Source organism: Candidatus Accumulibacter necessarius (assembly GCF_036625085.1).
In genome coordinates this window covers 311794-324138 of record NZ_JAZKUM010000001.1, presented here as the reverse complement: position 1 = coordinate 324138, position 12345 = coordinate 311794, and the positions used below count along the sequence as shown (strand labels likewise).

The following is a 12345-nucleotide window of genomic DNA, read 5'->3' as shown; positions in this document are numbered from 1 at the left end:
GATCTGTTTGCAGCCATCCTGCCCGAGATTTCGCTACGTGAGAACGGGAGCGCAACTGGATGAAAAACTGGCGGCTGTGGCTATCCTCTCGCACATTGGCCTTACTGGCGGTTGTCTTGTTCGGAATCGCGGGCGGATATGGCGTTTACCACCAAACGCATGATCCGCTATCGACCTCTGCGTCGGGTCAAACCGATGTAGACCGCGCTGTACATCTGCTCGACCGTGACGGAGTGCCCTATCTTGAAATCGTGGGCATTGGCAAGCAATACCATCCGGCTTGGGTTGCCATATACGCTTTGGCGTACGCTGGCGTCGAGACTTATGACCCAAGACTCGCCAATCTAAAGAATGCCGAGAAATTTTCAGCTAACGTAAACTGGCTTGAGAGAAATCTGAGGGAGCAGGCGAATGGCTTATGGGTTTGGGAATACGGTTTTGACAGTACCTACAATGACGTCTCAATCAAGGCACCGTGGTCAAGTGCCTTCGCGCAGGCGACTGGAATTCAGGCATTTCTTGCTGCCTACAGGGAAAAAGGCGATAAGAAATATCTGGAATTGGCCGGCAAGGCGGCAGTGGCGTTGTATTCACCACTAAGCTATGGTGGCTTCCTGTTTGAATCCGGCAGAGATATCTGGTTTGAAGAGATCCCAAGTCCAGCAGAGAACCCGAGCCACATTCTAAATGGCCATATGCGTGTGTTGCTCGCGCTCAAGGAGTTGGCGGATGCGACTGGCGAGAGTCACGTTCAACATTGGCTCAAGCGTGGAACCGACACGCTTTACCGCTGGCTCCCGCTTTTTGATTCGGGCTATTGGTTGCGCTATGACCTGAACCCGCGAAAGACAGACTTGTTGTTCCGCTTCGCCAATCCGTATGGCTTACCCAACCATCCCCTTGCAGTAGACAAGATCACTCTGCGGGATCCCATTAGCAAGAGGGAAGTCTCGGTCGATGTTGGGAATCAAGGTGATGCAGAGGGTGCTAACCGCTTTGCCGGGACGCACTGGGGACCGATTGAGCAGTTGTCAGGCCGAACCGTCCGTCGGCTGGTCCCGAGCGAACTTGAGAACAAGCCGGACGAAATGGGGGCACCGCACACCTATTTCTACCTTAGCCTCCCCAATGAATGGAGAGACAACCTGCGTGACCAGTGGTATGAACTCATCGTCGACTATTATGACGATGGCGCGGCGGATATTACCATCCAGCAGCGCGCCATCTCCCCAGGGCAGACCTTCCGTGACCTTCGCGATGGTGATTTGCATCTTGACGGTGCAGGGCAATGGCGGCGCTGGATTGTCCCGTTGCGATCAACGGACTTGGGCTATTGGGTGGGGCGGTCATATGCGGAAAAGCACACCGAGTATCTGGAGAAGATTGCCCGCTGGGACGAGAGGTTCGAGCCGTGGGCAGGTATTGCGAGAGGATATGCAGCTCTGGCAGACAAGGATGTGGGAACGGGTAGGGCAATAACGCCCTATCCTGCACAATTGCCACAGCAAACGCCACCCCCGGAAATTTTCGACCGTGACAAGAATGGCGTCATTAGACAAGGCGGTATTTATCACCCCTTCATCATTGCGGACCAGGCTCTAACATTAGGACAGGCCATCCCAGCCAACGCAGTAACCCGTTTCTCCAGGACTGATCTGCGACGAAAACCCGCATTGGAGTGGCTTCTCGATGGCAAGAACTATCTGACCAAAGGCGAAGCCGCGATCTATACGTTCCCGATTGACAACGCATACAACGATGTTTTCAGCAAGGCTCCTTGGCAGTCTTCATTTTTACAGGCATATGCCCTAAAGGCTTTACGTTATGCGGGAGAAAATAACTATTACTCACCCCGGAGCCGCGTAAACGCGGGGCTGTTCAGAGCCGCCAGAGCATTTGAAATGTCCTTTTCGGAGGGAGGGATAACCACCAGCGACCGCAAGGGATTCGTCTGGTATGAAGAGGTGCCCAACGCCACACATGTCCTTAACGCTCATCTAGCGAGCGTTGTCGAACTTGCCCACGCATCCCGTTACCTGAAGTCAACCGACATTCAGCTACTGTCCGAGTCGGGAATACGGGCACTGCGCGAGCATCTCCATCGCTTCGATAGCGGTTACTGGCTGCGTTATGACTTGAACCCACGAAAGGAACTGCTGTTCCAGATCGACTGGCTGTCTGGCGCGAAAGCACCGCTGATTGACGAAGTATTGCTGGAGAATCCGCAGACGGGCAATTTCGTGCGCCTTGATGTGGGCTGGGCGGGCGATACGGTGGGCCTGGCCCACATCCATGGCGCCGAATGGCTGGGCCAGCAAAACGTGGATGGCAAGACAGGTCGCTCGTTCGGTAATGGCTATCTTCTGCGCACCGAACCGAGTCTGGACGCGGGCGGCACGCGTCACAATGCTTATCTGGTAATGAACCTGCCTGACGGCGAGTTTGGTGACTACTTCGACGTGCCGGCGCACAGGCTGGTCATCCGTTACAAGGATGTCTCGCAAGGCCAAATGGCAGTCAAGATTCACGCTATCGACAGTGGAAACCAGCTTGCTTTCGCCCCTCTACGCGCCGGAGTCTGGCCCATGAAAGGAGATGGTCAATGGAAGGAGGCTGTGTTCGTCGTGCGGCCGCAGGACATCGGCTGGTACAAGGGGGCGGTATACCAGTCCTATGAAGCTGAGCAAATTCGGCGTATCGCAAACCTGACCAATGACTGGTTCTTCTACCAGTATGCGGAACGGCATCGCCATTTCCTTGACAACCAACTCAAGGGAATTCCCAATTCAACGCGCGGACGCTCGAAGTTTGAGGCGGCAAACCGACCGACCGCCGGAAGTCGTGGACCGATTGAAGAACTCGACGGCACATTGCTTTCGGCGACTGACCCGGGTAATCCGCTAAGAATCTTTCGTTTTCCGGTTACCCAACGAATCGCGGCCTTGTCTGATGAACTGACGGCTGGCGCGACATCAGACGAAGAGAAGATATCGAGGTTCCTGGATTTCATCGCCGGCTTCAGGGTTGGCTATGCAAGCGATGCGACACCCGATACGGCCGTTCGCGAGCGCGTCGGCGCATGCGGCAATTTTGTCAACGTTCTCTTGGCTCTCGCAGTGGTGCAAGGCATAGGGGGGAGAGTGATTGGGCTCTATAACTACCCGAAGGACGATGGACATGTCATGGCTGAGCTTGAAATTGGCGCACGCTGGGTTCTTGTCGATCCAACCTATGGTTCTTTTTATACTGACGCCAAAGGCACAAAGCTTGGGCTCAGTGAGATACGAGCCCTGCTAACTCGCGGGGCGGTTGTCAAGAGAGCACACCGGTTCGTCCGCTATCCAAATCCCTTGGACGTTGATAAAGACAATGCCGGTCTGGCGATGTTGGCGAGAAATGAGCCCTGGACATGGTTCGAAGCATATTCCGATCCAAGAATATTTCTTTCCGCAAATCCGGTGGGGGTGGTTGGACCAGATAGAAGAATGCTTTTTCCGCTACAATTGAACCTTGCCATAAAAAATGTCTTAGACGCACCCATGTTTGGACCAAGCAATCAGGGGGCGGACTACATCGGGGCAGCGAGTCCGAATCAAAACCAGGAGTGGATCGTTACCGGGCTATCTGCTGGCGCGGATTATGTCTTCTCTTTGGTCCCGAAAGACTTGCACGGATACATCACGGCAAACGATAGGAGGTTCGACTTGCGAGCCGAACTTGACAATGGAAAGCTGCGCGGGGCTTCCAGCCATGTCTTCGACTTTTCCGGCGGATCAGCCGAACCTTGGGAGATTAGATTCACCGCAAGTGCCAAGGAAAGTCGAATAAGGTTGTTACACCCGTACCATGGGCCCGATTTCCGTTACATGACGATGCAGCGTTATTCAATAAGCAAAGATGAACGGGGAGTTCTCTAGATGTGTGGTCTTGTTGGAATTGCTGACATCTCGCTTTCGCCGGAGCGCGCAAATTCTTCACTGCAGCAGATGATGGCTGTGCTGGAGCATCGCGGCCCCGATGGCGGCGGTACTTTCAACGCTTTGGATTGCGGCATATATTTGGGCCACCGTCGCCTTGCGATTATTGACCCGGAACACGGCAAGCAGCCCATGACGAGTGAAGATGGCCAAGTGACAGTGGTTTTCAACGGTGCCATTTACAACTATTTGGAACTGCGTCGCGAGTTGATTGGCAAAGGGCATCCGATCCGCTCCTATTCTGACACGGAGGCGCTGCTCTATGCCTACCGGGAATGGGGGGACCGTTGCGTCGACCGTTTCCTGGGCATGTTCGCTTTTGCCATCTTTGATCGCGGCAATCGTCGGCTTTTCTGCGCCCGCGACAGGATTGGGATCAAGCCGTTCTATTACGCTTTCGACGCAAAGTCGCTGATTTTTGCTTCCGAGATCAAGGCGATTCTCGCCTCCGGCTACGTCCAAGCTACACCCAATATGGCGGGCCTACAGGATTACCTGACATTCCAGTTCTGTTTGGGTGAAAAGACGCTGTTCAAAGGTGTCGAGAAATTGGAGCCGGGTTGTTGCATGACTGTACAGATAGGTGACGACTCACTCTCGGTTGAGACACGGCAATACTGGGACGTCAGCTATGAGATCGACGACAGCCATGGGGAAGCGTGGTTTGTCGATCATCTTGCCGGATTGATTGAGGATGCGACCCGCATTCATTTGCGATCGGATGTTCCGTTGGGGGCACACCTGTCTGGCGGTCTCGATTCCAGTGTGCTCGTTTGCATAGCAGCGGATTGCTTGAAGGGAGAGCGCATCAAGACGTTTACGGGTGCTTTTTCCGAAGGACCTCAATTCGACGAGACTGCCTACGCCAAGGCCGTTGCCGCCTTTGCTGGTACGGACTATCACGAGGTCTACATTCCAGGCTCGGATTTGGCGGACGTGCTTCCACAACTCATGTATTACATGGACGAGCCATTAGCGGGGCCGGGAGTGATTCCCCAATACTATGTTTCCAAACTGGCCGCCAAGCATGTGAAGGTGGTGTTAGGCGGACAAGGCGGTGATGAGTTGTTTATCGGTTATGCTCGTTATTTGGTCGCGTACCTGGAAAAATGTTTATCGGGCGCGATTTTTGAAACGGCTAACCGAAACCCATATGCAGTGACGCTTGCATCCATCGTACCGAATTTGCCTTTGTTGCAGACATATAAGCCCATGTTGCAAGGGCTTTGGAAGGACGGCCTATTCGAATCATCGGATAGCCGCTACTTCAAACTGGTTGACCGCAGCGAGGGAATGTCCACATTGTTAGCGCGAGGGCTTTTTGATGGCAACTATTCTCCATATGAATCCTTTTTGAAGATATTCAACCGAAATGCTCTGGGGTCGCTTATCAACCGTATGACGTATTTTGATTTGAAAGCTTCATTGCCTGCGTTGCTGCATGTTGAGGATCGAACCAGTATGGCAGCATCCATTGAATCACGGGTGCCTTTTCTGGATCATCGCATCGTCGAGTTCATGGCGCGCATTCCTCCCAATATCAAGTTTGCAGGTGGGCGCATGAAGCATTTATTCAAGGAAGCGGTAAAAAATACTGTTCCTTCGGTAGTTCTTGAGCGTAAGGACAAAATGGGATTTCCAACCCCTATCACGCAGTGGACCCAGGGAGTGGCGCGAGATTTTGTTCGCGATACATTGCTTTCGGATCGTGCGCGCCGACGTGGTATCTACAACTTCAGTGAAGTGGAGAATGCGTTAAACAACCAGAAGGAGTTTGGGCGCGTTGTGTGGGGCATTTTGTGTTTGGAACTCTGGCATCGCGTTCATATTGATGGTGAATATCGTTTACATATGTAGGAATCGGTATGCAGAATCCATTTACGCTAGCCAAGATTTGTCTCAGGGCTATGGGTTTTCTCGGTGGCAAAGGCAGCAATGCGGTCGGGTAGACTCTAAGTCCGTCGCAATTCGCAGTGAGGCGTTTGCCGTGAAGAAGTTCATTGCATCAGATTTTAGGGGTGCGAACGAAGGTTTAGGATGATTTGTCGATGTATGAACTGAATCCCGTTTCGAAGCAAGACTCAGATGCAAAATACCATGTTCTTCTGCTGGTGGCGCATGAACCCCAACGCGACCCACGTTTAAACTGGATCGCTTCTGGCGGTCGCGAAAATTTTATTATCCATCAGTTGGGGATTAGCCGCGTCGCCAATGACAAACCTAGTGCGTCTGGTTCAGACGACAAAGGATGGGTTTGGTCGTATCCTCGAATTGAAACAAGCAGGAATCTTGGAGTCATTAGGGAAAATATATTTTCGCGTAATAATTCGGCTGCGCTGCTCGAGCTTTCAAGCTTGATGGCAATTTTGTCACTTGACGATGGCGAATTGCTGGCAATTCTAGGTTGTGAAAATTTGGGCCGAATGGTAGCGTTTCGGTGGTACGTCAAGTACTTGCTGCAAATGACCTATTCTTTGGTCGATCATGCAGAAGAACTTTCCGGAATTTGTGCGGTCATTGCGACAGATTTGGATACCCTACTCGCAGGTATGGTTCTCAAAGAACGCTGGGGGGTTCCACTTATATACGACGCACATGAATTCTGGCCAGCCGCAGATGTTGAGCAGGAGGCTTTCGAACATGATTTCTGGGTTACGCTTGAAGGGCGTCTGGTCCGTCATGTGGACTATGCACAAACCGTATCGCCAGGACTGGCGGACCACATGGCACGACTGTACGGTGTTCCCTTTGAATCTGTACCCAATGCTGAGCCCTTAGGTTCACGTGTAGCCGAAGACCAAGAGAAAACAAGACGAGAGCATACCGGAACTGAATGTCGCTTTCTTTTTCAAGGCGGATTCGCGAATGCCAGGGGGATCGATTTGCTGATCAGTGCTTGGCCGCATACGCACCCATCGGCAATACTTGTCCTCCGAGGTCCGGATAACGAGTACAAAAAAAAGATGGTCGACCTAGCCATCTCGTTGGGGCTTTATGCGATCCGTGTTCTATTTCTTGAAGCGATTGACGAAACAGAGTTGGTAACGGCTGCGGCTGAATTCGATGTGGGGCTTGTTCCTTACACACCTACCGGACTTAATTATTCCAATTGTTGCCCGAACAAAATTTCCCAGTATATGGCGGCGGGCTTGCCTATTCTGGCGTCGAGAACGAGTTATGTTAGCCAAATCATCTCGGAGTCTGGCGCAGGTGTCGTGGTTGATTTCGCTGATCGTTTCCAACTGGTCAGGGAGATTGACCGGCTGGCACTGGACCCGGCGCTCCGAATGGCCTATGCAGAGAGATCTGCTGCCTTTTTTCTAGAGCGGTTTCACTGGGAAAATGTTAGCAAAATCTTCTATACTCGGTTAGCGGAATTGATCAAGTCGGCAAACATTTCGTCATTGGGAAAGCTTTCTCGTCATGGAAAGCCGAATGTATTCCCGGAGATAGTTGTTGAAGAACCGCCAGTCATTGAAGAACTGCCGGTCATTGAAGAACCGCCAGTCCCCGCGAGGTCTCGATTTTCCAAAACCTCATTCCGATTTGCCCGCTGGTTGTGGATTCTTGTTCCCGTTGCGCTCCGGGCAAGAATTAGAGCAGAATTGCAACTCTGGATTCGATAGCCATGACTCGCGACTCAGGTTGGTCCGGAAAGAAGGCAAGCGAAAGCAGTCTTGAGTAAGTCGGCGTTCCGCTCTGCACAATGAACGGCTGCAGCTTGTGACGACTGAGCTTTCATTTTGTCGAGAGTGCCGGCATCAAGGCGGTTTAATTCTTTAGCCAAAGCTTGCGGTTCAAACGATTGGGAAACCAAGCCGCAACCAAATTGAGAGATGATGCGGGCCATTTCCGGTGATGGGCCAATGGCAACGGCAAGCCGCGCTTGCAGGAATTCAAAAAACTTGTTCGGTAGCGCGTGAAGGTAATTGAAGTTTGTTGGTTCCAGCAAGAACAAACCCACGTCATATTGCGCAGAGAAGGGCACGATCTGATTCATCTCTACGCGGGGGAGAAACTGTATGTTGCGGCTGCCAGCGGCCTGTCGCATCAATTGCACGATATACTTGGCGTCGCCAGGAATGAGGATGAAGTCGACCGTGAAGCGCGCATCAAGCAAATTCGCCAATTCGATCATGCTTTCGATGCGGCGTGAGCGGGCTGCAACACCGTGGTGTATCACCCGAATCCGAGACGGATCAGTCTTGTGTACAGGAAGACTGTGGAATCTTGGTGCGTTCGTTATCACAGTCGGGCGAGCACCATACTGCCGAGTGTATTCTTCGGCAATGCCAGCGCAAACGGTTGTCACCATGGTGGCTTTCGGCAGGTACTGCCTGCATAGATAGTCGCTATATTTCTGGAACAGGAAACGCCAAAGCCAACGATCTTCCAGTTCCCTTGGGGAGTATTCGTGGAGGTCGACAAGGACGGGTGCTCCTCGCGCAAGGTGCAGCGCCAGCGGGAGCGTTTGAATGTCGTTGGCAATGACAAAGGGGTACCTCGCGTGCCCAAGGTCAGCAAGTGCGCGAATGACGTGACCCTGGGACCAATAGAATTGCTCGAAACGTCCTGTCTTGAGGCAGAACAAGGCATGAGCACGACCGACTGGAGTTCGGCGTTGGATCGGAATCGTGTAGGAGGTGACCCCGTCGATCGCCATAATTCCGGTGCCTGCTGCCAGAACAGCGCGCTGGCCCTTAAGGACATCGATCTGTCTGAAAACACGCGGGTCGCGCCGGATGTCTGATAGCGACAGCACTAGCACGGGTGATGATTTGCTTGACATGTCTTGCGCCGGGATGAATTTGCCATTATAGCCAAGCGGTTGGTAAGATAACAGCTTTGGCGTGTGCGGTGGCAAGTGTCCCTCTTCGGCGCCAAAATTTGGTTTCGAGCGTCAACAATCTCGCTGCTTTGATAATTTCCTAACCTTTCTTGGGACGTGTATGTGCGGTCTAGTTGCTCTGCTTAGTGATTCGCCAATCGATTCTGGTTTGGTGATTCGTATGCGCGATCGCCTGATCCATCGCGGTCCCGACCATGGGGGTCTTTGGGTGCGCGACGACAAGAAACTGGCGTTTGGGCACCGTCGCTTAGCCATTATTGACGTCTCTGCGGAGGCAAACCAGCCAATGCAGAGTGAAGACGGGCGGTTCGTGATTACATATAACGGGGAGATCTACAACTACCTTGAGCTGCGGGAAACGCTCGCCAGAGCGGGCCACACATTTCGTACGGGCAGTGATACGGAAGTTCTTTTGGCAAGTTATATGCATTGGGGTGTTGAGTGTCTAAGCCGATTGAATGGCATGTTTGCATTTGCCTTGTGGGATGCAGTTCAGCACCGGCTGTTCGTGGCCAGGGATCGCTTTGGCGAAAAGCCTCTATTCTGGGCGCGCCCCAAGGACGGGTGCGTTGCCTTTGCATCAGAAATGAAGGCTCTACTCTGCCTCCCGGGCGTTTCCGACGCAACCAATGAAGATGTCTTGGCAAAATATGTGGCAGGCACATATTATGAAGATGGTCCTGAAACATTTTTCCGGGACATTCAGCGTTTACCTCCTGCTCATGCGATGGTCTTTGACAGTGGAGGCAATCAGTTGCGCCATTGGCGCTACTGGACGCCCGACTATAACCCCATTGACGCCTCAATCGGTGAAGGTGCTGCCGTCGAGCGTTTCCGTGAGTTGCTCGAACGCAGCGTCCGTATGCGAATGCGTGCAGACGTGGCGCTTGGCTCCAGTCTTTCTGGCGGGCTGGATTCGTCCACCTTGGTTGGTTTCCTTGCAAAGCTGCGCGAGACCGAAACTTCTTTCACACAGAATACGTTTTCAGCCAGGTTCGATGATGACTTGACGATTTCCGAGGGGCCGCAGATCGATGCGGTGGTGAAGCAGGCAGGCGCCCATCCTTTTTCGGTTTCACCTAGCCCGCAACGACTTATGGAGGAGTCACTGAGATTGCATTGGCACCAGGAGGAGCCGTTTCTCTCAGCTTCAATATATCTGCAGTGGTGTGTCGCACGATTGGCGCAGGAAAACAACACAATCGTTCTTATTGATGGACAAGGTGCCGACGAAGTTCTCGCGGGATATCAGCATTATTTCAAAAGCTTCCAACTTGACCTTCTGGATAAGCGCGAATACTGGAGTGCCATTCGAGAGACAATAGTATTCAACGGGCGCTTGCGACGGGCCAGTCGAGGTTTCAAGGATAGTGCCAGGCGTTTTAATCCGAGAGTCGCTTTTTCGCTTCCGGAAATTATTGGTATGGCAGGAATAAAACGTCCTGCGCTATACAAGGGGCCGTACGACGTCGGGGTTCCGGACGCTCGCCCCGGGTTACGCCTGAGGCGGCAGTTGGCCGAAGCGTTGCAGTACAACTGCCTGCCTCAACTGTTGCGCTATGCGGATCGAAACTCGATGGCTTTTTCACGGGAAGCTCGCTTGCCTTTCCTGGACTACGATTTGGTGGATTACTGCATATCCTTGCCGGATAGCTTATGGATAAAAGACGGCTGGCAGAAATTAATCATGCGCAAGGCTGCCGACGGCCTGATTCCTGTAGAAATACAGTGGCGCGCCGACAAGGTGGGGTATGCGGCACCGCTCGATATATGGCTGCGAGGCGAGTTGAAGCAATGGTGTCTCGATCGCTTGTTTAGCGGACCGATATTGGAAGTGCCTGGCTATCAGAAAAACGCACTTCGAGATCTTTGGGACGCCCATCAGAGTGGTAGTGCCAATAATTCCTGGGCTTTGTGGCGCTGGATCAGTCTTAATGAATGGTTTTCGTTGCGTGCTTCCGGCGCGTGGCGTGATGGAATCCATTGATGCGCATCGCAATGACTTTGCAGCACGAGTGGAAGATCGACTCTCGGGTAATCCGCGAAGCGGAGGCCCTAGTTCGTGCGGGTAATCAAGTTCTTGTCGTTTGTCGTGGTCAAGTAGGGCAACAACTGACTGAGACGCAAAATGGAGTGGTGTACAAATCCTTGCCGCGGAGTGCTGCCGTAAATCCTCGTCGACTGGTTGCATTGTTTCTAGTGCACCTACGGATCTATTCTCTGTGGCTGGCCGATCGTTTTAAAATCGGCTGGCGCTGTGGTCTTAGGGAGACTTGGGGGTCACTGAAGCTAATGGTGATATTGGCTCTTGTGTCGGTGCCATTCGCAGTGATAAAGATTATTGCGGTATTAATCTCGCAAGCCATACGGTCTATTGTCATCATTCGCGTTGTATTCCCGATGTCATTGAGAAGAATTTTTCGGAACGCGCTTCAGTCGTTTAGGAGATTCAGCGCCGAGATCACACTGCGATTCAAGATTCGGGAAGCGGTCGCAAGTTATGTTGAGCCACTTGTTCACTTGAATGATTATGCCGTCAGTTGCACTGCTTCAATTGTCAGTTGGCAGCCAGATGTTGTGCATATACATGATATGGTGTGCTTGAGTGGAGGTTATTTGGCCGCGCGAAAACTCGACGTCCCATTTATTTATGATGCCCATGAACTGGAAACTCATACCAACTATCAGCTGAGACGTTTGACATGGTTATTTATTGATCGCTATCAAAATGCATTGATTCGTCGCGCGGCAGCAGTGATCACCGTCTGTGAGAGCATCGCAGACTGGTTATCACGAAAATATGGGATCGCTCGGCCCACGGTTATTCTAAATACGCCAGCTCTTGATACTTCGGGGAGCGGGGGCACGTGCACCGAAACGCTGCGTAGCCATCTGGGACTAGGAGATAGCGAAAAATTGGCCGTATATGTGGGAGCGGTTACCATCGACCGAGGTTTGGAGAATTGCGTTGAAGCGCTGCAGTACGCGCCTGGTATCCATATGGCCCTCGTTGGATCACGTTACTCGGTGACTGAAGAACTTCTCGTCCGCCTTGCCGATGAGTTGGGCGTATCCGAACGACTTCACCTTGTTGATCCCGTACCAGGGAGTCTGGTGGTTCCATTCATCCGGTCAGCAACCTTTAGCCTGATTCCGATCCAGAACGTGTGCTTGAGTTATTACTATTGCATGCCAAACAAGTTGTTGGAGAGCGTTGTCGGAGGCCTGCCGGTGGCGATCGCGCGATTGAAAGAACTGAAATCTTTCCTTGAGAAATTTCCGGTCGGCATTGAGATGGATGAAAGTTCGCCGAAGAGCATTGCCCTTGCGATGCAAAGGCTTTCGCGAGAAGCCGATAAGTATCGCCCAACGGACGATCAAATCTCAGCAATCATTTCGTGCTATGGCTGGGATAGTCAGAGAGCCAAGCTTGTCCGCTTGTACGACGGCCTGACATCGAGTCTCTCGAATTAGAGAGCGCAAGCCGCCTATCAATATGCTTATTTATTTCGTTTTCTT

General features: G+C 52.3%; 6 protein-coding genes. 5 read left to right on the top strand and 1 reads right to left on the bottom strand.

All coding sequences use genetic code 11. The features are described 5' to 3' along the window. The first annotated feature begins 59 nt into the window (after positions 1-59). From V5B44_RS01665 to V5B44_RS01655, 3 genes are all read left to right on the top strand, one after another. Positions 60-3917, top strand: a complete 3858-nt coding sequence (locus V5B44_RS01665) for a D-glucuronyl C5-epimerase family protein (protein ID WP_332357379.1) — start codon at positions 60-62, stop codon at positions 3915-3917. Further along, positions 3918-5834: an asparagine synthase (glutamine-hydrolyzing) gene (asnB, locus tag V5B44_RS01660; RefSeq protein WP_332357378.1), complete on the top strand. Its 1917-nt coding sequence runs from the start codon at positions 3918-3920 to the stop codon at positions 5832-5834. Positions 5835-6025: 191 nt separating this feature from the next. Next, entirely contained in the window at positions 6026-7603 is a 1578-nt protein-coding gene (locus V5B44_RS01655; protein WP_332357377.1) for a glycosyltransferase, read from the top strand. Between the two features lie 14 nt (positions 7604-7617). Here V5B44_RS01655 and V5B44_RS01650 read toward each other — a convergent pair whose 3' ends face one another. Then, the gene (locus tag V5B44_RS01650) at positions 7618-8841 is read right to left on the bottom strand and encodes a hypothetical protein (RefSeq protein WP_332357376.1); all 1224 of its coding nucleotides are present in this window, start codon (positions 8839-8841) and stop codon (positions 7618-7620) included. An 85-nt stretch (positions 8842-8926) separates the two neighbouring features. Between V5B44_RS01650 and asnB (V5B44_RS01645) the strand changes: the two genes are divergently transcribed. Both asnB (V5B44_RS01645) and V5B44_RS01640 read left to right on the top strand, forming a co-directional pair. Then, entirely contained in the window at positions 8927-10813 is a 1887-nt protein-coding gene (gene asnB, locus V5B44_RS01645; protein WP_332357375.1) for an asparagine synthase (glutamine-hydrolyzing), read from the top strand. Continuing rightward, positions 10813-12300 carry a glycosyltransferase family 4 protein gene (locus V5B44_RS01640; protein WP_332357374.1) on the top strand — a complete coding sequence of 496 codons (1488 nt, stop codon included), beginning with the start codon at positions 10813-10815 and terminating at the stop codon, positions 12298-12300. Before asnB (V5B44_RS01645) ends, V5B44_RS01640 begins: the two co-directional genes overlap by 1 nt. Positions 12301-12345: the final 45 nt, after the last annotated feature.